This is a genomic window from Halomonas hibernica, from assembly GCF_013183775.1.
In the GTDB taxonomy this organism is placed as follows: Bacteria; Pseudomonadota; Gammaproteobacteria; order Pseudomonadales; family Halomonadaceae; genus Vreelandella; species Vreelandella citrativorans.
The window spans coordinates 1-23,015 of the sequence record NZ_VIFN01000020.1 but is presented as its reverse complement, the minus strand read 5'-3'; the positions used below and the strand labels follow the sequence as shown (position 1 = coordinate 23,015).

The window sequence follows — 23,015 nt, the reverse complement described above, 5'->3', positions numbered from 1 at the left end:
TGCCGGTTTGGCAAGGCCTTTTTAAAGATAGTTTCAAAAAGTTCAGTTAAAAAGCTCAGCTTTTAGGTTTTGCCTTGCGCATAAGCGCATACGCCGGGCCTGAGAGCACATAGGCACCAAACAGCAAGAGCAGCATTACGGACGGTTCAACCGAAATCATGACAAACCCCAATACAACGGCCAGCAACACTACAAAGGGTACGGGCTTTCTAAAGTCGAGATCTTTGAAGCTGTAATAGCGGATGTTGCTGACCATCAGAATACCGGCGGCCGCCACAACAACCAACATCAGCAGCTTGAAGCCAAACGCATCCGCATCAAAGCTGTGGAAGGTCCAAACACACGCAGCCACCAGTGCTGCCGCTGATGGACTAGGAAGGCCGATAAACCACTTCTTATCAACACTTCCGTTTTGTACATTAAAGCGTGCCAAGCGAAGTGCCGCGCAGGCGACATAGAGAAACGCGACCACCCAGCCGGTCTTCCCGATATCCTGCAAAATCCAGGTGAACGCGACAAGCGCAGGCGCCATACCAAAGGAAATCATATCGGCCAGACTATCGTACTCAGCCCCAAATTCGCTTTGCGTATTGGTCATACGCGCAACGCGGCCATCCAGTCCATCCAGCACCATAGCAATGAAAATAGCGACTGCAGCCGATGTAAAATCACCGTTAATACCGGCGACAACGGCAAAGAAGCCTGAAAACAGAGCGGACGTAGTAAACAGATTGGGCAGTAAGTAGATTCCCTTGCGGCGAACTTTCTTGCCATCCTCTACCGCATCTTCGACGATCTCTGTGTCGCGTAGAAAGGCGGCAGCTAAATCCTCATTGTCGACCTTTTGAGTCTGGTCGTGGTTTTCGGGCTGGGGTGTACTGGCCTGCTCTTGATCGCGAGCGTCCTGAATCATAGGTGTCATCCGTTTAATAAAAAGCCACAAATAGTGAACACTTTCATTCTACACGGTGAGCTTTAGTCAGCCAGTCAATTACCGCACGTAGACAAAAATGCATGACGGCTAGCCCTATAAAACAAACGGGGTGCGCCAAAGCGCACCCCGTCACCAAGTTAATAAGCACCTACTGCTTGAAAACACTAACCCTGAATTTGCCGACCAACTGACCGTGATCCAGAGCATCATGCAGTTTAGGGCCTATCTGGCAATTTCATCTGCAGTGACTTTTGGTCTTAAACCAGGAAAAGGTCACCATTTGTATCGTGACAACCGCGTAAACGAGGTTTCAGAAAACCATTATTAAGTCATTACGTTGTTATAGTAGCGTGTCAGCGCTGATGGCCACCGCGCCGTCTAGTGCAGCGCTGGTAAAGCGTCAAGCAACTTTACGACACACGCATCTTTGCGTAAAACGCTGTATTTGCAACAAACTATTTCACATATTGAAATGACGGTACTGGCATGGATTTTCGCTTACTGAAGCACTTTGTCACGCTTTCTGACACGCTCCATTTTGGCCGCGCCAGCGAGTTGAGCCACATTAGCCCCTCGACGCTTAGCCGCTCTATTCAGCAGTTGGAGGAAGAGTTGGCCACTCGGCTGTTCGAGCGTGACAACCGCCATGTCGCACTGACTCCCCAAGGGCTCAGTTTTCAGCACTACGCACGCGAAACGTTAGAACAGTGGGAAATGACCAAGCGTCGCCTGGCCAATGAAGCGACCATGCTGAGCGGTGAGATCAGCATCTACTGCTCAGTAACTGCCAGTTACAGCTTTCTGTATGAGCTATTAAGCGATGTACGAACACGTCATCCCGGTATTGAGTTAAAGCTGCATACCGGTGATCCGGCGAATGCCATGAAAAGAGTAATGGAGGGTGACGATGATATGGCGATTACGCCGCGCCCCCGCATTCCCCCTAATGCGCTGGCGTTTAAGTCATTAACACGTTCACCGCTGGTGTTTATTGCGCCTAACGAACCGTGCGATTGGCTACCCAGCTTCCCTGAAAGCTCCACGGCAGCGCAGTGGCAGCAAGTGCCCATGATACTTTCTGAAGCAGGCTTATCGCGGGAGTACGCCAACACCTGGTTTAAAGCAATGGGTATCACGCCTCGAATCTACGCCCAGGTGGCCGGGCACGAAGCGATTGTTAGTATGGTGGGGCTGGGCTTTGGCGTAGGCGTGGTTCCCAAAATCGTGTTGGATAACAGCCCGCTTGCCAACCGCGTCCGCATGTTAAACGTAAAACCTGAGCTGCCCCACTATGACGTGGGCCTTTGCGTTCTAAATCGGCGTTTAAAAAATCCGCTTATTGAGGCGCTTTGGTCTGCGATTAGCGAACGCTAATCGATTATAAAAAGCACCGCCTCGGCGAGACGGTGCTTTTGAGTCGAGCAATACGGCTTGGCTAAACGTGCAGTGATCAGGTAATTAAATCGATAGCACCTTGTCACCACGCGCAATACCAGAAACGCCGGTACGCGCCACTTCAAGAATTCCTACTGGTGCCATGGCCTGCAGAAAAGCGTCCAACTTGGCGGCATCACCGGTAATCTGCACGGTATATAGATTAGGTGTGACATCGACGATCTGCGCCCGAAAAATATCCACGGTACGCTTCACTTCATCGCGGGCAGCCCCCAATGCCTTTACCTTCACCATCATCAGTTCACGCTCGATGTGGTTGCCTTCGGTCAAGTCAACCAGCTTCACCACATCAATCAGCTTGTTGAGGTGCTTGGTGATCTGCTCAATGACACGATCATCGCCAACCGTGGTCACCGTCAACCGCGAAAGCGACGCATCTTCCGTAGGCGCTACGTTAAGCGTTTCAATGTTGAAGTTACGCTGGGAAAACAGGCCGACCACACGTGACAGCGCACCCGGTTCGTTTTCCAACAGAATCGAGATGATATGTCGCATCAGGTACGCTCCGTTTTAGACAGCAGCATGTCGCGCATGGAGCCTAACGGCACCTGCATCGGGTAGACGTGCTCGAAAGGATCCACCTTCACGTCAAGGAACACCAGTTCGTGCTTGTCGGCAAATGCACGCTCAAGCGCCGGTTCAAGCTCATCCTGAGTAGTGACGGTAATCGCGGTAAACCCATAAGCCTCAATCAACAGATGGAAATCAGGCAGTGATTCCATATAAGAGTGCGCATGACGTGACTTGTAGTTCAGGTCCTGCCACTGACGCACCATGCCTAGCGAGGCATTGTTCAGATTGAGAATTTTGACCCCTACGCCGTACTGCTTACAGGTAGAGAGCTCCTGCATCATCATCTGGAAGCTGCCCTCCCCGGTGACACACACGACGTCGTCGTCCGGGTAGTTCTGCTTGATACCCATGGCGGCCGGGAAGCCAAAGCCCATGGTGCCAAGACCGCCTGAGGTAATCAGCCGGTTGGGCTTATCAAACTTGTAGTACTGAGCCGCAAACATCTGGTGCTGACCTACGTCGGTCGTGACAAATGCTTCACCGCGCGTTATCCGGCACAGCGCTTCAACAACTTCCTGCGACTTTAACGCTTCACCTGGCTTGGACGGTTCGTAAAGCTTGCCTTTACGCTCGGCACGCCAGCCGTCGATCTTTTCCCACCATTCAGCAAGTGCTTCAGGATGCGCAATGGGATGGCCCTGAACCAGGCTAATCATCTCATTAATAACGCTAGCGGCAGGTCCTACGATAGGCACATCAGCACGCACAGTTTTAGAGATAGAGCTAGGATCAACATCGACGTGAATAATTTTCGCCGTGGGGCAGAACTTCGACGTGTTGTTGGTAACCCGGTCATCAAAGCGTGCGCCAATAGCGATAATCAAATCAGCATGGTGCATGGCCATGTTGGACTCATAAGAGCCGTGCATGCCCAGCCAGCCAAGGCTTTGACGATCGCTTTGCGGGTACGCGCCAATGCCCATCAGTGTGGTGGTAATCGGGAAACCCAGCTTTTTGACCAGATCGGTTAAGCCTTCACTGGCCTTACCGGTCACCACACCACCACCGGTATAAAACACCGGGCGCTTGGCTTTGAGCATTAGCTCAATGGCTTTTTTAATCTGCCCTGTATGGCCACGTGTCACCGGGTTATACGAGCGCAGCTTGACCTTTTTCGGGTAGATGTACTCGTAGCGCTCGGTCGGCGCGGTCATATCCTTGGGAATATCGACCACCACAGGGCCGGGGCGCCCGGTAGAAGCCAGATAAAAGGCTTTTTTAAGCACTTCCGGAATTTCAGACGGATGACGAATCGAAAAGCTGTGCTTCACGATAGGCCGGGTGACACCCACGATATCGGTTTCCTGGAAGGCGTCTTCGCCAATCAGATGGCTGGCCACTTGGCCGCACAGCACCACCATCGGAATGGAATCCATATAGGCAGTCGCAATACCGGTAACGGCATTGGTTGCACCAGGCCCTGATGTGACCAGCACCACACCTGGCTTACCCGAGGCGCGGGCGTAACCGTCGGCGGCATGCGTGGCCGCTTGTTCGTGACGCACAAGAATGTGCTTCACATCGTCCTGGCGGAACAGCGCATCATAAATATGCAGCGCCGCACCGCCGGGATAACCATAAATGTACTCAACGCCCTCATCTTTCAAGAAGCGGGCGATCATATCTGCGCCGGAAAGCAGTTCCACTGTATTTCTCCCCTGGAGGTCTCGAGTGCGATCCGCAGGACATCCTGCGGTGTCGAGTGCGGCGGTATGCCGCTGCCGGCCCATGCCGGCACCTGATGCCAAACCCTGGCATACGGCCCGGTTAGGGCCTGCACTCTCTGAGAGGCACTGATCCATGACAACATACATCAGTGGCTCTCTTTCACGGCTGATTGCCGTGTCGGGGCGTTGGCCAGGCTGAGCGGTTAGCTCAAACCCGGAAGTCCTTCGGCGGGTAAAGGCTTACGCCTACCCTTCGCGCGGTGAAAAGGGGTTACCCGTAGGTCCGCGCCCGCAAATCAGGAACAGATAAGATTCCATTAGGCTCTTGGCATGTCAACCATCAATGCCCGATGAATGTGCAAAGGAGCGATTTGAGACAAAAAAAGCCCCGCCGGCAAGGCCGAGCGGGGCATATGGTTATAACCAGGAACGTCTGATTATCAGTGAGCAGTTAGCTATTAAACGCAAGCTTACCGTCCGAGGCACTCACCCGAATGACATCGCCGGGTGAAAACTTGCCTGCCAGCAAGTCTTGCGCCAGCGGATTCTCGATCCGGCTCTGAATAGCACGCTTGAGTGGCCGCGCGCCATAGACAGGGTCAAACCCAACAACCGCTAGTTGCGCCATAGCGTCATCGCTCACCTCAAGGCCTAAATCGTGCTCAGCCAAGCGGGCTCTCAAGCGCTCCAGTTGAATGCCTGCAATTGCCTGAATTTGCTCCTGACCCAAGGCATGGAAGACGACCACTTCATCAATCCGGTTGATCAACTCAGGGCGGAAGTGATTGCCCACCACCTCCATGACCTTGTTTTTCATGTCCTCATAGGCGCTTTCTTTATCAGCGCTGACGTCACCGCCCATGCGCTGAATAATGTCTGAGCCCATGTTAGAGGTCATCACGATCACGGTATTGCGAAAGTCCACCGTGCGGCCTTGGCCATCCGTTAACCGGCCATCTTCCAATACCTGCAGCAGAATATTGAAAACATCCGGGTGGGCCTTTTCCACCTCATCCAGCAACAGCACGGAGTAAGGTTTACGGCGCACCGCCTCGGTTAAATAGCCGCCCTTTTCGTAACCTACATAGCCGGGAGGCGCACCAATCAACCGCGCCACAGAGTGCTTCTCCATGAATTCCGACATATCGATACGCACCATGGCCTCTTCTGTGTCGAACAGGAAGTTGGCCAATGACTTGCAAAGCTCGGTTTTACCCACCCCGGTAGGCCCAAGGAACAGGAACGAACCGTTCGGCCGGTTAGGGTCGGACAACCCCGCACGTGAGCGCCGCACGGCGTTGGCAACAGCTTCAACTGCCTCATCCTGGCCAATGACCCGCTCATGCAGAGCATCTTCCATCCGCAGCAATTTATCGCGCTCGCCTTCCAGCATTTTGGACACCGGAATGCCGGTCCAGCGCGATACCACCTCTGCTATTTCCTCTTCCGTCACGTTGGAGCGCAGCAGTTGGTGCTTGGTAATATCGGCTTCACTTTCACCGCTTTCGGCAATTTTCTTTTCCAGCTCAGGGATTTGCCCGTACTGAATTTCCGACATGCGTCCCAAATCGCCCTGCCGTCGTGCCTGTTCTAGGTCAAGGCGCGCCTGCTCCAACTCTGCCTTGAACTGAGCCGAGCCTTGGATACTGGCTTTTTCTGCCTTCCAGACTTCATCCAGGTCGGCATACTCGCGCTCAAACTCATGAATCTGGTTGTTAAGCGCTTCAAGGCGTTTTTTAGTCGCCTCGTCGGTCTCTTTTTTGAGCGCTTCCCGCTCCATCTTGAGCTGGATTAAACGCCGGTCCAGGCGGTCCATTGCTTCGGGCTTGGAATCAAGCTCCATACGAATCCGCGAAGCCGCTTCATCAATCAGATCTATCGCTTTATCGGGCAACTGCCGATCAGTGATATAGCGAGTGGACAGCTTCGCCGCGGCAATAATTGCCGAGTCGGTAATATCCACGCCGTGGTGCACTTCATAACGCTCTTTTAAGCCGCGCAGAATGGCCACGGTATCTTCTTCCGTCGGCTCATCGACCAACACTTTCTGGAACCGACGCTCAAGTGCCGCGTCCTTTTCAATATATTTGCGATACTCATCCAGCGTGGTCGCGCCCACGCAGTGCAGCTCACCCCGTGCAAGCGCAGGTTTGAGCATATTGCCCGCGTCCATCGCGCCTTCCGCCTTACCGGCGCCGACCATGGTGTGCAACTCATCGATAAACAGAATGACCCGCCCCTCTTCCTGGGCAAGCTCTTTGAGAACCGACTTTAAGCGCTCTTCGAACTCACCACGGAATTTGGCACCTGCTAGCAGCGAGCCCATATCCAGCGACAGTACGCGTTTGTCTTTTAAGCCTTCCGGCACTTCACCATTAACGATACGCTGCGCCAACCCTTCAACAATCGCCGTTTTACCGACGCCAGGCTCGCCAATCAAAACCGGGTTATTTTTGGTACGGCGCTGCAATACCTGAATGGTGCGACGGATTTCATCATCACGGCCAATTACCGGGTCAAGCTTGCCATCCAGCGCGCGCTGAGTAAGGTCAAGGGTGTACTTGTTGAGCGATTCCCGCTGATCTTCAGCGTTAGGATCATCAACGCTTGCCCCTCCGCGCAGGCTATTAATCGCCGCCTCAAGGGACTTCCGGTTAACGCCCGCCTCTTTCATTAGCTTGGCAAGCGGGCCATTCATTTCCAGCGCCGCCAGCAGCACGAGTTCGCTGGCAATGAACTGGTCGCCACGCGCTTGTGCTTCACGGTCGGTCAGGTTGAATAATTTAACGAAATCCCGTGATGGCTGCACTTCGCCATCGAACTGGCTTACTTTAGGTAAGTTATCAAGCTGCTGCACTAACCCATCACGCAGACGCGAGCTTGAGCCTCCGGATTTTTCGATCAGGGCTTTAATACCCGTATCCTTGGTATCCAGTAGCGCAAGAAGAAGATGAGAAGGGTCTAACTGGTTATGGCCGCGGCCAACGGCCAAGGATTGCGCTTCAGCAATAGCGGCCTGAAGCTTGGCAGTAAACTTATCAAAACGCATAGTGAGCCTCTTGGATTAGCCCTGCGCCCGAACGCACGGCGTTTCGGAAAAACCTGCTGTTCACTTTCCTAACAAATATTAGCTTTGCAAGTTAAATGGTGCTAGTTCCGCCATTTTCAAGAGGAGTTAATGCCAACCTGGTTATTTTTTGATCCAGATCACACTGGCCATGCGCCCCGTCGTACCGCCATCACGCCGATAAGAGTAAAAACGTGATTCGCAGGCAGTACAGAAGTGCCCACCGCTAATATGTTCAACACCAAGCGCTTCCAAGCGAAACCGCGCCAGCCGGTACAAATCAGCCATATAGTGCCCCATTCGATAGGGACTATGGTCAAACGCTTCCGCAGTTTCTGGGTGTACGGCAACAAAGGCGCCATACACTTCCGGCCCAACTTCAAACTGAGCATTGGAAATAGCCGGGCCTAGCCATACGAGAATATCCTCGGGCTCGCTATTCATGGCGGCCACCGTCGCCTCTAAAACGCCTCCGGCCAGCCCCCGCCAGCCGGCGTGAGCAACGGCCACTTGCGTTCCGGCTTGATTACAAAACATCACCGGCAGGCAATCTGCGGTCAGCACGACACAGGCGTATTCATTGGAGGTGGCGACGGCAGCATCTGCCTCAGGCACGTCGGCCTGGTAACCCTGCTGAACGCGCGCGCCATGCGTTTGATTTAACCATAGCAGCGGGCGCTCATCGCCGATCTCTTTTTGCATCAAGCGGCGGCAAAGCGCCACATGCTCAGGGTTATCACCGACGTGAGAGGCGGGATTGAACGCGGCAAATTCTTCTTGGCTAGGGCCCGTTTCCCGGGTGCTCACAAAGGCCTGCACATTGTCAGGCGCAGGCCAATCCGGTATTAGTAGCGTTGGCCGTAAATCGATGGCATCACTCATTGCATGGTCTCACTGTCTTCGCGCAGGTAGTCCAACAACATTAGTAGATCATCGGGCAGATCGGCGTAAAAAGTCAGCGTTTCACCACTCACCGGGTGCACAAAGCTTAGCTCGCGGGCATGCAGTGCCTGGCGCGGGAACTCACGCAGGATCTCCTTAAGCGGCCCGGCAGCACCAGGTGGCAGCTTGGCACGTCCGCTATAGAGCGGGTCGCCAATCAATGGGTAACGGGCATGGGACATATGCACGCGAATCTGATGCGTACGCCCGGTTTCCAGCTTACAGCGAACGTGCGTATGCGCACGAAAACGCTCCACAACGCGAAAGTGGGTCACGGCAGGTTTACCAGCGTTGGTGACAGCCTGGCGTTTACGGTCTTTAGGATGACGACCAATAGGCGCATCAATGGTGCTGCCTGCCACGGGCTTACCGATCACCACCGCATCATACTGGCGCGATACGCTGCGCGCCTGCAGTTGCTCAACCAGGGCCGTTTGCGCTTGAATGGTTTTAGCCACCATCATCAAGCCAGTGGTATCTTTATCCAAGCGGTGAACAATCCCCGCGCGCGGCACTTCAGCAAGTGCCGGGTGATGATAAAGCAGCGCGTTGAGCAAGGTGCCATCACGATTGCCCGCCGCAGGATGCACCACCATATTGGTAGGTTTGTTGATCACCATTACGGCATCATCTTCATAGACAATACTCAGCGGTATGTCCTGCGCTTCAAAACGCAGATCTTCTTCAATGGTGGCCTTTAACACTAGCATTTCATCACCGTGCAGCTTCACTTTCGGCTTGGCCTGGGCGCCATCGATGGTTAGCTCACCCGCGTTGATCCATGCTTTCAGGCGCTCGCGTGAGTAATCGCTGAATAACTCCGCCGCTGCTTGATCCAACCGTGCACCTGCAAGTGTTGCGGGCACGCGCTGCATGGCTTCAACTATCCGGGGCATGACGTTATTTCCTTTGACAACACTCGACAAAACGCCACTAAGCCTGCGTTTTGCGTCGAGGTGATTTATAGTGGGCTTACTGCGACCTATTCTACCATTTCTACTTATGGCCATCGTCGCTTTTCGGTGATTGAGGCTTGTTTGCAACGAGGATGATGATGCGCGTTTTTTCTGCTGCCAACCGCTTTGGTGCCCTTGCTTTAAGTCTTGCCTTATTGGCAGGCTGCGCCAGTAATGACACGACTCCGGAAGAAGAAGATGAGTTTTCCGGAGTGCAAGAGCGTGAGCTCTACGAACTTGCTCGCACCGCGCTGGATAGCAACCGCTACCCCATTGCGATTGAGCGGCTGGAAGCGTTGGATACACGCTATCCTTTCGGCCCCCATGCTGAACAGGCGCAATTAGAGCTGGTGTACGCCTACTATGAAAACGGTGACTGGGAAGAAGCACGCGCCGCCGCCAGTCGGTTTATTCGCCTGCACCCCGACCACCCGCAGGTTGATTATGCCTACTACCTGCGCGGACTTTCTGCTTGGCAGGCGGGTCGTTTCAGCCTTGAGCGCCTTCGCTTAATTGATATTTCCAAGCGCGACATAGGCGCCTCGCGCGATGCGTATAACGACTTTCGTGAACTGATCCAGCGCTACCCACAAAGTGAATACGCCCCGGATGCGCAGCAGCGCATTATTTATTTGCGCGACTTGCTGGCCCAGCATGAACTGCATGTTGCCGACTATTACCTGCGCCGTGGGGCTTACCTGGCCGCTGTCGAGCGTGGGCGTTGGGTGATCGAAAACTACCCCGAATCCAATGCCACCCGCGACGCACTGGCCGTTATGATCGAGGGTTATCAGGGTTTGGGCATGAACGATCGCGCTCAAGAAGTCATCATCGTACTGCGTGAAAATGCTCCCGACCACGAGCAACTTCAAGGCGACCGCTTTGTACCCAAGCACTAAAATGAACGCAATGGACTGATGACAGTACGGTTTACCCTCCCAAAAAACCACGCCTCGGCGTGGTTTTTTAGTTGGCGTTACGCTAATACCTGTTAATCGCCCGGCTGCCAACCGTTAACAATCGGGTAACGGCGATCACGTCCAAAGCCGCGCGATGTGACGCGCACGCCCACCGGGGCCTGGCGGCGCTTGTACTCACAGCGGTCTACCAGCTTGACCACTTGATAGACATCTTCATGGTCATAACCCGCTGCGATGATCGCTTCAGCACTCATATCACCTTCGATATAGCACATGAGGATAGCGTCCAGCACATCGTAATCCGGTAGCGAATCGCTATCCTGCTGGTCAGGCGCAAGCTCTGCGCTGGGCGGACGCTCAATGACGCGCTCAGGAATAGCAGGAGACTGCGTATTACGCCAGCGGGCCAGGCGGTATACCCAGGTTTTATAGACATCCTTGATGGCGTTATAGCCGCCCACCATGTCGCCATACAGCGTGGCATAGCCCACCGCCATTTCACTTTTGTTGCCGGTGGTCAGTACCATCAGGCCTTTCTTATTGGAAAGTGCCATCAGCAGTACGCCCCGACAGCGCGACTGAAGGTTCTCTTCGGTGGTATCACGTTCAGTGCCCGTAAAGCTTTCCGAAAGCGTCGCCATGAAAGCATCGACCATGGACTCGATAGGCAAAACGTCGTAATGCACGCCAAGCATTTCTGCCTGAAGGGCAGCATCCTGCCGGGAGATATCCGCAGTGTAGTGGTACGGCATCATCACTGCCTGAACGCGCTGTGGGCCCAGTGCGTCTACCGCAATCGCCAAGGACAGCGCCGAGTCGATTCCGCCGGAAAGACCCAGCACCACGCCCTCAAAGCCACTTTTATTGACGTAATCACGCAGCCCCGTTACCAGCGCACAGTACAGGCTCTCTTCTGGCTCGGCATCCGGCTCAATTTCACCTGACTGCGGCTTCCAGGTAGAGGCGCTGGTTTGCAGCAGTTGCACCGGCATTAAGCCTGCCTGCCAATACGGAGCAAGCACTTTTAGCTGGCCCTGTGCATCTACACAACTGGAACCGCCGTCGAACACCAGCTCATCCTGGCCACCAATGGTATTCACATACACAATCGGGCGGCTTACATCTTGCGCGCGCAGCTCCAGCAAGCGGAGCCGTTCGTCTGGTTTATCCTGATGATAAGGGGAGGCGTTCAGGCTAATCAGCACTTCCGCCCCGGCGGCGGTGGCAGCCCGTGCAGGCGCGCCTTCCCACAGGTCCTCACAAATTAAAAGCCCGAGCTTGGCCCCCTTATGCTCATACACCAACGGCTCTGTGCCTGGGGTAAAGTAGCGCTGCTCATCGAAAACCTGGTAATTGGGTAGCGCTTGCTTGGCGTATTCGGCCTCCCACTGGCCGTTATACAGCACGCCCGCCATGTTATAGCACTTGCCTTCACGGGTCCCCGGATAGCCAATAATCACCAGCACATCGCGGGCGACCTTTTCTGCCATTTTGGCCCGCGCTTCGCGCAACCGTGCTTCCATAGAGGGGCGCAGCAATAAATCTTCCGGTGGGTAACCGGACAAAAACAGCTCAGGGAAGATAACAATATCTGCCCCATGCTCAATGCGCGCTTCGCGCACGGCTTCAATAGCGCGCGCCGCATTACCGGGAATATCCCCGACAAGCGGATCGAGTTGGGCCATTACCAGCGTTAAATCTTGCATGGGCGTTAAAATCTCTTGAGAATCCTTGGAACATTATTACCTGCGTCAATGCATTGTCCCGCAAGGACTGCCTGCTGGCAAAGCCCGCATGCGCATTGATCGTTTTCGGCTCCGTTTAGGAGGACTGGCAAGGATGAACCTTTTGATTATTCGCTTGATAATTTTCGCCGTGCTGTTTTACGCAGGCCTAAAGCTTTACGGCATGTATCGGCAGCACAAGCTCGACCGCGACGCGGAGCGCAATGCCTTGAACCGCCACGAAGGCGGCCAAATGGTGCGCTGCCGCTGGTGTGAGGTCCATGTCCCGGAAAGCGAGGCACTGCGCGACCACGAACAGTGGTTCTGCTGCAGCGCCCATCGCGACCGTTATCTTCAAGAACAACAGGATAAAAACGACGGCGCCTAACTCTTTAAACGTGCTTGCGTCGGCAAGTAGGGCGTAGGGTCAATCAACGGCATCCGATCAAGCAGCTGGTCCACCAACAAGTGGGTGGAAGCAGGCGCCAGCACGAGCCCATTGCGGTAATGCCCGGCGTTTACGTAGACGTTGGGCTGCTCTGGAAGTGCGCCAATAAACGGGATGCCATCGGGTGAGCCGGGGCGCAGGCCTGCCCAGTGATAAGCAACCGGGCAGTCCGCCAGCGCGGGAACGATACGCTCAGCGCTCTGCTTTAATGAGGCCAGCGCCTCCTCATCGGTAGCTTTATCAAATCCGGTGTCTTCCAGGGTAGAGCCGACGAGCAGCAGACCGTCGCTACGCGGAATTACATAGCGACCATCTTTCAAGACGACCCGCTGCACAAGCCCGGCAGGCGCCTGGTAGGCGATCATCTGGCCTTTCACTGGGCGTACGGGTAACGCCACGTCAAGCGTAGCCAAAAGCCCTGCACTCCAGGCACCACCACACACTACCAACCGTCCCGCCTCCACCACGCCTTGCGAGGTGTTAACGCCCACCACCTGGCCACCACGGCGTATCACGCCATGCACTTCGCACTGCTCCTGTAGCGTTACATTGGGCATGGCGAGTAATTTAGCGCGCAGCGCCTGGCCAAGTCGTGGGTTTCGCACACTGCCAAGGGTTGGCATCCACAAGGCATTTTCATGGGCAATGGCAACATCGGGTTCTTTTTGTTGCACGAAATCAGCGTTAACCTGCACCAGCGGTTTGCCTAGCTGACGCGCCCACTGCAGTGCTTTATCGTCATCATCGACATTTAAATAGAGCAATCCCTTTTGACGATACTCAGGGTCAATGCCGGTTTCTTCCAGCAAACGTAGCGCAAGCGTTGGGTAAACCCCTTCCGACCAGCGAGAAAGTTGCGAAATGGGCGGTGCGTAACGCCACGGATAGAGCGGTGATACAATGCCACCACCCGCCCAGGAGGCCTCTTTGCCACACATGCCGCGCTCAACAAGAGTGACGTGTTGACCGGCATCCGCTAACTGCAACGCGGTCAGCATGCCGATCACACCGCCGCCAATAATTAGAAAATCGCTCACAGGCATTGCCTACTCTGGCTTACTTGATGACCGGCCCAGGCCGGATACGGACAGTGAGCATAGCGAGGAGGCCGAGCAGGTCAAGTCACAGGGAAGACTGCATGACGCACAAGCACAGCGAATATCCAACCTACCTTCAAGGGTTTACGCTCATTGAGCTACTGATTGTGCTGGTTCTGGCAGGCATATTGGCGGCTTGGGGCATACCCGGCCTTCAATCACTGAGTGAGCGTACTGCGGTTACCAGCGAAGTGAACCGACTACAAACCGCACTCACGTTAGCCCGCAGTACCGCCATTACTCAGCACCGCGATATTACCTTGTGCCCCGCGACGGCTGACCGCAGCGCTTGTGCGCGTGACTGGGGGAATGAACTGATGGTGGTTAGCGCCGACAAGACCCGAGGCATCCATAAAGACGAGATAATCCGGGTGTTTCCATCCACCAACGGCGTTAACGTTAGCAAGAACGGTCATGCGCGGATCAAATACACCCCGCTCGGGCATGCCACGGGGTTTAACAGTACGTTCTCCATCTGCCCCAGCACACACAGCAGCACTGCGGGAGCGAGCCTGGTACTCAGTACGCTTGGCCGGGCTCGTATTGCAGAGCCGCCTGCCAGCTGTTAGCAGCAGGCGGCTTTCCCCTCTTGAACAACTTGATTAGGCGATACCGTCCAGATAACGCTCGGCATCCAGCGCGGCCATGCAGCCACTGCCCGCCGAAGTAATGGCCTGACGATAGATGTGATCCATCACATCGCCACACGCGAACACACCCGGCACGCTGGTGGCGGTAGCATTTCCTTCAAGCCCTGAATTCACCTTGATATAGCCGCCGTTCATGACCAGTTGGCCTTCAAACATCCCGGTGTTGGGGTGATGGCCGATGGCAATAAAGAGGCCTGGCGCCTGGATTTCTTTTACCGTGCCATCCCGTGTTGATTTCAACCGTACGCCGGTAACGCCAGTGTTGTCGCCCAGTACTTCATCAATTTCCTGGAACCACTCCAGCGCAATAGTGCCTGCTTCGACTTTTTCAAACAGCTTGTCTTGCAGAATCTTTTCCGCACGAAGGGAGTCGCGGCGGTGTACCAGAGTAACTTTCGACGCAATATTAGAGAGATACAGCGCCTCTTCCACGGCCGTATTGCCGCCACCCACCACAATGACTTCCTGGTTACGGTAGAAGAACCCGTCGCAGGTGGCACATGCTGAAACACCTTGGCCCATAAACTGCTGCTCAGACGGTAGCCCGATATAGCGAGCACTGGCGCCCGTGGCCACAATCAGTGCGTCACAGGTGTAAATACCGCTGTCGCCCTTGAGGGTGAACGGTTTTTCATCAAGGCTGACTTCATTGATATGGTCGAACAGCACCTCGGTGTTAAAGCGCTCGGCGTGCGCTTTCATCCGCTCCATCAGCTCAGGACCTTGTACCCCTTGGGCATCGCCTGGCCAATTATCAACGTCTGTCGTGGTGGTTAACTGGCCACCCGCTTGCATTCCGGTGATCAGCAAAGGCTTTAAGTTAGCCCGTGCTGCATACACGGCCGCTGTATAACCTGCCGGGCCGGACCCAAGAATAATCAAACGTTCATGACGCGTTTCCATGACACCACCTTGTAAATGTCTAGCTGATAAAGTCGCAAAGAGTTTGCCTGAAATGGTGCCAAGTACAAGCTATTGCAAGGTTAAGTATTGACTATTAGGCGAAGACACCTTGAATCAACCTTTATAAACACCCATGTCCTACTACTATGTAAGCCATACTAAAAAGGAAGACTGTGACCGTTTCGCGGCGTGACATACCGTGCAACGCAATGAGAGGAGAAAGGCATGAGCAATACACCCGATACGCTTCAAACGTTGGAAGTAGGTAGCAAGCAGTACCGCTACTACAGCCTTCCCAAGGCGGCCGATGCGCTTGGCAACATTGACCGACTCCCCAAATCGCTCAAAATTTTACTCGAAAACCAACTGCGCTTTGCCGACGATGAAAGCGTTGAACAAGACGATATGCAAGCCCTTGTCGATTGGCAGAAAGAGGGCAAATCCAGTCGTGAAATCGGCTATCGCCCGGCGCGCGTATTAATGCAGGATTTCACCGGCGTACCCGGTGTGGTCGATTTGGCCTCCATGCGCGCAGCGGTAGAAAAACTGGGTGAAGACCCGGCCCGCATCAATCCTCTTTCTCCCGTTGACCTGGTGATTGACCACTCGGTCATGGTCGACAAGTTTGGTAACGCGACAGCGTTTGAAGAGAACGTCGAAATTGAAATGCAGCGCAACCGTGAGCGTTATGAGTTTCTGCGCTGGGGCCAACAGGCCTTTAATAACTTCAGCGTGGTGCCGCCCGGCACCGGCATTTGCCATCAGGTAAACCTTGAGTACCTGGGCCGAAGCGTGTGGACCAAGGAAGAGGACGGCACCACATTTGCCTACCCGGATACCCTCGTGGGCACCGACTCCCACACCACCATGATCAACGGCCTGGGCGTGTTAGGCTGGGGCGTGGGCGGTATTGAGGCGGAAGCGGCCATGCTCGGCCAGCCAGTCTCCATGCTGATCCCAGAAGTTATCGGCTTCAAACTGACCGGCAAACTGCGAGAAGGCATTACCGCCACCGACCTGGTACTCACCGTGACGGAGATGCTGCGCAAAAAAGGGGTTGTGGGTAAGTTTGTCGAATTCTACGGCGATGGCCTAAAAGACCTGCCGCTTGCTGACCGCGCCACCATTGCCAATATGGCCCCGGAATACGGCGCTACCTGCGGCTTCTTCCCGGTCGATGACGAAACGCTAAACTATATGCGCTTAACCGGGCGCGAAGATGACCAGATTGCGCTAGTAGAAGCCTATAGCAAAATGCAGGGCTTATGGCGTGAGCCAGGCGATGAGCCAGTGTTCACCGATGCCCTGCACCTTGATATGACCGAAGTGGAAGCCAGTCTCGCTGGCCCTAAACGCCCGCAGGATCGCGTTGCCTTAAAAGACATGGCCGCCGCCTTTAATAAAGTCATGCAGGAGGATGCCAAGGCACAGCCCAACGCGGAAAAAGGCAAATTCGACTCAGAAGGCGGCCAGACAGCCGTAGGCATTGAGCGCAGCCTTGAGGGGGACTTCAAGCACGCCTCCAGCCAGAAAGTCACCATTGACGACCAGGATTTCAGCCTGGACCCGGGCGCGGTGGTCATTGCTGCCATCACCTCATGCACCAATACGTCCAACCCCAGCGTGATGATGGCTGCAGGCCTGCTGGCGCGCAAAGCGCGTGAAAAAGGCCTAACCACCAAGCCCTGGGTGAAAACCTCGCTGGCGCCTGGCTCCAAGGTCGTCACCGACTACCTGGCCGCGGCCAACTTGAACGAGGATTTGAATGCGCTGGGCTTTAACCTGGTGGGTTATGGCTGCACGACGTGTATTGGCAACTCAGGCCCACTGCCTGAAGCAATTGAGAAAGCGGTAAACCAGGGAGATTTAACCGTCGCCTCGGTCCTTTCAGGCAACCGTAACTTTGAAGGCCGTGTTCATCCGCTGGTCAAAACCAACTGGCTTGCCTCCCCCCCCTTGGTCGTCGCTTATGCGCTGGCGGGCAATGTACAGCGTGATTTAACCCAGGAGCCACTCGGCCAGGACAGTGATGGCAACCCGGTTTATCTAAAGGATATTTGGCCCTCTCAAGCCGAAATTGCCGAGGCCGTCGAGAAAGTAAATACCGATATGTTCCGTAAAGAGTACGGTGAGGTATTTAAAGGCGATGAAACTTGGCAGGCAATTGACGTTCCCGAAAGTCAGGTCTACCAATGGCCCGAATCTACTTACATCCAGCACCCACCCTTCTTTGAAGGCATGGGACGCGAACCGGATGCGATCGAGGACGTCAGCAATGCCCGCGTTCTGGCCATGTTGGGCGACTCGGTGACCACTGACCATATTTCACCCGCAGGCGCGATCAAACCGGATAGCCCCGCAGGCCGTTACCTGCAAGAACATGGCGTTAAGCCGGTCGACTTTAACTCCTACGGCTCGCGCCGGGGGAATCATGAGGTCATGATGCGCGGCACCTTTGCCAACGTACGTATCAAAAACGAGATGCTGGACGGCGTGGTCGGCGGCGAAACGCGCTATGTTCCCAGTGGCGAGCAAATGGCGATTTACGATGCCGCCATGAAATACCAGGAGGCTGGCACACCGCTGGTCGTTATTGCTGGTAAAGAGTATGGCACCGGCTCTTCGCGTGACTGGGCAGCCAAAGGTACCCGCTTGCTAGGCGTTCGCGCGGTTCTCGCGGAATCCTTTGAGCGTATTCACCGCTCCAACCTGATCGGCATGGGCGTGGTGCCGCTGCAGTTCCCGGAAGGTGAAACCCGCGAAACGCTGGGATTAACCGGCGATGAAGAGATATCCATTGCGGGATTAAGTGATTTAAGCCCCGGTAAAACGGTGCAGGTAGTGATTAAAACCGGTGAAAAAGAGCATACCGTTGATGCCAAGTGTCGAATTGATACGGTCAATGAGCTGGCTTACTACCGTCATGGTGGTATCCTTCACTACGTGCTGCGCAAAATGATCGGCGCCGCATAAGTAATACCTACCAATGCTTGTATGCCCCCACCTCGGTGGGGGTTTTTTATGAGCGCTCGTTTAAACGGCGCGGCGGCGATAGGTACGATACTCAGGTGACCAGCTTGCTTTCTCGATGTCTTCGCGCAGTTTGGTGCCACTGGTCGTTAGCGCAACGCCGTTATGCTGAGCAGTGGCGGCTACTTCAAAGGCAATCGACTGGCTGATTTCACGAATACGCGAAAGCGGCGGTAACAGCGCACCTTTACCCTCTTTAACGATGGGTGCTTCACGCGCCAGCGCACGAGACGCGCTCATCAACATCTCATCGGTCACCCGATTTGCATTCGAAGCAATGACGCCCAACCCGATACCCGGGAAGATATACGCGTTGTTGCACTGGGCAATGGGGTATGTGCGCCCGTTATATACCACAGGAGCAAACGGACTACCGGTGGCGACCAGTGCTTGGCCGTCGGTCCAGCGGATCACATCGTCAGGAACAGCTTCTGCCTGAGACGTTGGATTAGAGAGCGGCATAATCACCGGGTGCTCGCAGCCTGCATGCATGGTTTTAACCACCTGCTCGGTGAATATCCCACGCTGACCGCAAACACCGACCAGAATAGTCGGTTTCATCTGGGCAATGGTTTCTTCCAACCCTTGGCCATTCCAATCCGCGACCAGCGCAGGATCGTGGGCCAAACGACGCTGAAAATCGCGCTGCCACTCTTGATCCGTCGTCATCAAGCCTTCGCGGTCGACAACAAAAATACGCGCACGCGCTTCATGTTCGGAGAGACCTTCGGCCTCCATGGCCACCACGACCTGCTCAGCGATACCACAGCCGGCTGAACCACCGCCAACGAACACCACGCGTTGCTGGGCAATGCTCTCTTCACGCGCCTGACAGGCTGCCATGAGCGTTCCCACGACAACGGATGCCGTACCCTGAACATCATCGTTAAAGCAGCACAACTCGTTGCGATAGCGCTCAAGCAGCGGTACGGCGTTGGCTTGGGCAAAATCTTCAAACTGCAGCAAAACATTCGGCCAGCGGCGCTTCAGCGCTGAGATGAACGCTGCCATAAAGGCGTTGTACTCTTCCTGACCCACGCGTTTATGGCGCCAGCCCATGTACATGGGGTCATCCAGCAGCGCCTGATTATTAGTGCCTACATCAATCACGATGGGTAGCGTATGGGCCGGACTAATACCGCCACAGGCGGTATAAAGCGCCAGCTTACCAATGGGAATCCCCATACCACCGATCCCCTGGTCACCCAGCCCTAAAATACGTTCGCCGTCAGTGACTACGATAACTTTAACGTTATCCTTAGTGGCGCTGCGCAGAATATCGTCCAGATGATCGCGGTCCTGGTAGCCGATAAACAAGCCCCGGTGATTGCGATAAATATTGGAAAATTCCTGACATGCCTGGCCAACGGTTGGCGTATAGATGATCGGCAGCATCTCTTCAAGATGCTCAGATACTAGGCGGAAGTAGAGCGTTTCATTGTCGTCTTGAATGGCGCGCAAATAAATATGGCGCTCAAGATCACTATTGCACTGCTGGTACTGCCGATAAGCGCGCTCTAGCTGATCATCAATGGTTTCGACATTTTGCGGCAGCAAACCAATCAAGTTAAACGCCAAACGCTCCTCTTGAGTAAACGCGCTGCCTTTGTTCAATAGCGGCATTTCAAGTAAGGAAGGACCGGCGTAAGGAATATATAAGGGGCGCTTACTCGTCGTCATAGGGGCTCTCTTCTTTTCCATTACCGCTGCATCGCAGCAATTTCAAGCGTTTACGGTTTATCGACATAATGTACCATGTCACTACGACAAAGGTGGCACAGTCATACTTCTCTAGCCAAAAAAATGCCCCGACATTTGCCGGGGCAGCTAAAAATCAATACGTTATAATTAGCAGGTTTTTGCCGCTGGCTGGCGCCCCGCCTCACCGGTAAAGAACAGCGGACGCAGCTTCACACCGACAATATTGCCCGCAAAGGCAGCCACCAACCACACCCAACCGTGCAAGCTACCCGACGCGATACCACTGAAGTAAGCACCGATGTTGCAACCAAACGCCAGGCGCGCGCCATAACCCAGCATTAGGCCACCAATTACCGCAGCCACCACCGAGCGCAGAGGGATTCTAAAATTAGGCGCAAACCGACCGGCCAAATGTGCAGCCATTAAAGCGCCCAACATAATACCGACGTTCATGACCGTCGTCATATCACTCCACACGCTAGCTTCAAGCGCTGCCGCATTACCTGGCGCCTGCCAATATCCCCAACCCGTTACACTACCGCCGAACAATTCATATACCTTGGCCCCCCAAAGTGCGAAGGCTGACGTAATGCCCCACGGGCGACCAGCTAGCGCAAGCGTTGCGAAATTCAGCAGCGCCAAGGCCACGGCACCCGCCAATAACGGCCAAGGCCCGCTTAACCAGCGCAGAGTAGCGGGTTTCTCAACCATGGGTACCTGTTCAAGTTGGCCATGACGACGCTTTTCCATCACGAGGGTAAACACCGCAATCGCCACAAACAGTACCAGGCTGATGGCGATACCGCCCGTCGTACCTGCAATATCAATCAACGATATCGGCTCAAACGCTGGCAAACGCTGCCACCACGCAAAATGCGCCGAGCCAATTACCGAACCGATGATAAAGAAGACAAGCGTAATCAACATACGGGCATTACCGCCACCCGTCGTAAACAGCGTGCCTGAAGCGCACCCGCCGCCCAACTGCATACCAATCCCGAAAAGAAATGCGCCCACCAGCACGGAAATGCCGATAGGGGAGACAAAACCACTCACCGGCGTACCAAACAATGTACCGGCACCCAGTGCTGGGAAAAACAGCATCACGGCAATGGCCAGCATCACCATTTGCGCACGCAGCCCGCGGCCGCGGCGCTCGGTAATAAACACGCGCCAGGCAGAGGTAAACCCAAAGGCAGCGTGATACAACACCATGCCCAGCAGACCGCCTACAATCATTAGCAAACCGGTATTAGCGCCAAATATGACGCCAATCATTAGCGCTCCTAATACAATCGCCGCAGTCGCCAGTAGTGGTACCCGATAACTGGCCGGAGTCGCGGCAGCCGTCGTCGACATAAATTCACCTATAGGTAACGCCAAAAGCGCCCGTGGATAGGCAGGCGCTCTGGTCGATGTGGATAATCGTTATAAGCTTACCGCCCAGCCAACAGGGGGTAAATCATTTATGGCTAATCGTTACAGGGCTAACGAAGAATTACGGCTCTTTTTTATCGTCGTCTTCATGCACCACATAGAGACGATTCACCATCACGAACAAAACAACCGCCAAGGGTGCGGCCAAAATAACGCCAGGTAAGCCAAACAACGTGCTGCTTGCAAGGAGCGCAAACAACAATAGCGCCGGTGGCAGGCTGACGGCACGCTGCTGCACCAAAGGCTGCAAAATATTACCTTCAATCTGCTGAATAATAACGTAAGCCATCAGTACGAAGAGCGCCGTCTCAGGGCTGACCGTATACGCCAACAGCAGAGCAGGAATAGCGGCGACAATGGGGCCGACCAACGGTACAAAGTCCAGAAGACCGGCAACTAATCCCAGCCCTAATGGCGCTGGCACGCCCAGCAGCCACATGCTGACACCCACCAGTACGCCCGTTACGGTCATGGCGACTAACTGACCGCCTAGCCAATAGCGCAATGCCTTACCGCTCGCGTCCAACGCTTCGCCCAAGCGCGGACGGCTTTTAACCGGCGCCAGTAATAAAAGGCCACGGCGGTATAAGTCCGGCTGAGCCGCAAAATAGACCATCCCAACAATCAACACGAAAAAATTGATAATACTGCCGCCCATTGAAACCACCATCATGCCGACCTGAGACACACCGCCTTGCATGATGCTTCCCGCATTTTTCACGGCATTATCGATCAGGGGCGCCAACTGCGAATCTTCAAGGCGCTCTCGTAGTTGTTCCCATGCCTCAGGCAGCATGGTCGTAAGCGACTCCATTTCAGCAGCAATCTGCGCCCCGAACCCCCAGCTCATGAATCCCAATCCACCGCACAACACTACCAACACAATAAGCAACGATAGCCAGCGCGGCACGCCGCGGTTTAGTAGTGGCGCCATGCAGCTTTGCAAAACACAGGCGCCCACCACCGCGCCAAAAATCAAGATCAACAACCCTACGAGCTTCCAAAGTATCAGGGCGAGAGCTGCCAACAGGAAGGTGATAAGTACGCACTCCGTGAACCGCTGATGTAAATACGTTGATCGCATTCAATACTCCCTTTGCGGATGCTTTGAATACATCAGGCTAGCAGCGAAGTGAACAGTGGGTTTGTGTGATATGTGACGGCCTTACTGATCCAATACACGTCCAAGCGGGAAGACCCACTCAATGCAGCACACGAAAGTATTCGCTGCCCCATCCCGGAGCCGTACAAACGAATACCTGGTACTGCAGTGCCGTCGCCCTAGCAAGGCCTGAAATACGCGGTTAACGCGAAACGACCTAGCCGTTAACGCGCTTACGGGGCAATTCAATATAGACGCTACCGTATAGCGTCTAATAACGAATTTAAAATCGCTGCCATATTTTTGTAAGAAGACTTTAGAGAGAACACCAAGAATAAACTCTGTGCAGCAATGATTACCGCCCTAGCACTCTCTGAATACCTTTTAAAAACCTATGCTTATCAACTTC

Annotated in this window: 17 protein-coding genes; 5 read left to right on the top strand and 12 right to left on the bottom strand. The window is 54.5% G+C overall.

Translation table 11 applies throughout. The features are described from left to right. Positions 1-55: 55 nt before the first annotated feature. Positions 56-913 (bottom strand): CDP-diacylglycerol--serine O-phosphatidyltransferase, encoded by an 858-nt coding sequence (pssA, locus tag FKN99_RS16855; RefSeq protein ID WP_087107270.1) that lies wholly within the window; start codon positions 911-913, stop codon positions 56-58. A 507-nt stretch (positions 914-1,420) separates the two neighbouring features. Here pssA and ilvY point away from each other — a divergent pair. Continuing rightward, complete coding sequence (gene ilvY, locus FKN99_RS16850; protein ID WP_172118950.1) at positions 1,421-2,308, top strand: HTH-type transcriptional activator IlvY; 888 nt, start codon at positions 1,421-1,423, stop codon at positions 2,306-2,308. An 84-nt stretch (positions 2,309-2,392) separates the two neighbouring features. Here the strand turns inward: ilvY and ilvN are convergent, their stop codons facing one another. The 5 genes from ilvN to rluD all read right to left on the bottom strand — a co-directional run bounded on the left by ilvN (position 2,393) and on the right by rluD (position 9,534). After that, positions 2,393-2,884, bottom strand: coding sequence for an acetolactate synthase small subunit (ilvN, locus tag FKN99_RS16845; protein ID WP_172118949.1), 492 nt, complete (start codon positions 2,882-2,884; stop codon positions 2,393-2,395). Next, the gene (locus FKN99_RS16840) at positions 2,884-4,608 is read right to left on the bottom strand and encodes an acetolactate synthase 3 large subunit (protein ID WP_172118948.1); all 1,725 of its coding nucleotides are present in this window, start codon (positions 4,606-4,608) and stop codon (positions 2,884-2,886) included. Before FKN99_RS16840 ends, ilvN begins: the two co-directional genes overlap by 1 nt. 472 nt (positions 4,609-5,080) lie before the next feature. Then, positions 5,081-7,678 (bottom strand): ATP-dependent chaperone ClpB, encoded by a 2,598-nt coding sequence (clpB, locus tag FKN99_RS16835; RefSeq protein ID WP_172118947.1) that lies wholly within the window; start codon positions 7,676-7,678, stop codon positions 5,081-5,083. A 141-nt stretch (positions 7,679-7,819) separates the two neighbouring features. Then, complete coding sequence (gene pgeF, locus FKN99_RS16830; protein WP_087107281.1) at positions 7,820-8,578, bottom strand: peptidoglycan editing factor PgeF; 759 nt, start codon at positions 8,576-8,578, stop codon at positions 7,820-7,822. Beyond that, on the bottom strand, positions 8,575-9,534 hold the full coding sequence (rluD, locus tag FKN99_RS16825) for a 23S rRNA pseudouridine(1911/1915/1917) synthase RluD (RefSeq protein WP_172118946.1): 960 nt from the start codon (positions 9,532-9,534) through the stop codon (positions 8,575-8,577). Before rluD ends, pgeF begins: the two co-directional genes overlap by 4 nt. Before the next feature lie 158 nt (positions 9,535-9,692). Here rluD and FKN99_RS16820 point away from each other — a divergent pair, with 158 nt between their 5' ends. Beyond that, positions 9,693-10,493, top strand: coding sequence for an outer membrane protein assembly factor BamD (locus FKN99_RS16820; RefSeq protein ID WP_172118945.1), 801 nt, complete (start codon positions 9,693-9,695; stop codon positions 10,491-10,493). A gap of 92 nt (positions 10,494-10,585) precedes the next feature. Here FKN99_RS16820 and FKN99_RS16815 read toward each other — a convergent pair whose 3' ends face one another. Beyond that, positions 10,586-12,220 (bottom strand): NAD+ synthase, encoded by a 1,635-nt coding sequence (locus FKN99_RS16815; RefSeq protein ID WP_172118944.1) that lies wholly within the window; start codon positions 12,218-12,220, stop codon positions 10,586-10,588. A gap of 133 nt (positions 12,221-12,353) precedes the next feature. Here FKN99_RS16815 and FKN99_RS16810 point away from each other — a divergent pair, with 133 nt between their 5' ends. Next, positions 12,354-12,626 carry a PP0621 family protein gene (locus FKN99_RS16810; protein WP_172118943.1) on the top strand — a complete coding sequence of 91 codons (273 nt, stop codon included), beginning with the start codon at positions 12,354-12,356 and terminating at the stop codon, positions 12,624-12,626. Here the strand turns inward: FKN99_RS16810 and thiO are convergent. Further along, a complete protein-coding gene (thiO, locus tag FKN99_RS16805) occupies positions 12,623-13,723 on the bottom strand; it encodes a glycine oxidase ThiO (RefSeq protein ID WP_172118942.1) in 1,101 nt (366 codons plus the stop codon). The two genes, FKN99_RS16810 and thiO, sit on opposite strands and share 4 nt — an antisense overlap. Positions 13,724-13,824: 101 nt before the next feature. Between thiO and FKN99_RS16800 the strand changes: the two genes are divergently transcribed. Further along, entirely contained in the window at positions 13,825-14,352 is a 528-nt protein-coding gene (locus FKN99_RS16800) for a GspH/FimT family pseudopilin (RefSeq protein WP_172118941.1), read from the top strand. 33 nt (positions 14,353-14,385) lie between these two features. Here the strand turns inward: FKN99_RS16800 and trxB are convergent, their stop codons facing one another. After that, a complete protein-coding gene (trxB, locus tag FKN99_RS16795) occupies positions 14,386-15,336 on the bottom strand; it encodes a thioredoxin-disulfide reductase (protein ID WP_087107294.1) in 951 nt (316 codons plus the stop codon). A gap of 225 nt (positions 15,337-15,561) precedes the next feature. On the opposite strand from trxB, the gene acnA reads away from it, so the two are divergent. Then, a complete protein-coding gene (acnA, locus tag FKN99_RS16790; protein ID WP_172118940.1) occupies positions 15,562-18,309 on the top strand; it encodes an aconitate hydratase AcnA in 2,748 nt (915 codons plus the stop codon). 60 nt (positions 18,310-18,369) lie between these two features. On the opposite strand, the gene FKN99_RS16785 is transcribed toward acnA, so the two are convergent. The 3 genes from FKN99_RS16785 to FKN99_RS16775 all read right to left on the bottom strand — a co-directional run bounded on the left by FKN99_RS16785 (position 18,370) and on the right by FKN99_RS16775 (position 22,588). Continuing rightward, positions 18,370-20,046 carry an NAD-dependent malic enzyme gene (locus FKN99_RS16785; RefSeq protein ID WP_172118939.1) on the bottom strand — a complete coding sequence of 559 codons (1,677 nt, stop codon included), beginning with the start codon at positions 20,044-20,046 and terminating at the stop codon, positions 18,370-18,372. Between the two features lie 168 nt (positions 20,047-20,214). Beyond that, positions 20,215-21,426: a YeeE/YedE family protein gene (locus tag FKN99_RS16780; RefSeq protein ID WP_172118938.1), complete on the bottom strand. Its 1,212-nt coding sequence runs from the start codon at positions 21,424-21,426 to the stop codon at positions 20,215-20,217. Positions 21,427-21,565: 139 nt separating this feature from the next. After that, a complete protein-coding gene (locus FKN99_RS16775; RefSeq protein ID WP_087107302.1) occupies positions 21,566-22,588 on the bottom strand; it encodes an AI-2E family transporter in 1,023 nt (340 codons plus the stop codon). Between the last annotated feature and the right edge of the window lie 427 nt (positions 22,589-23,015).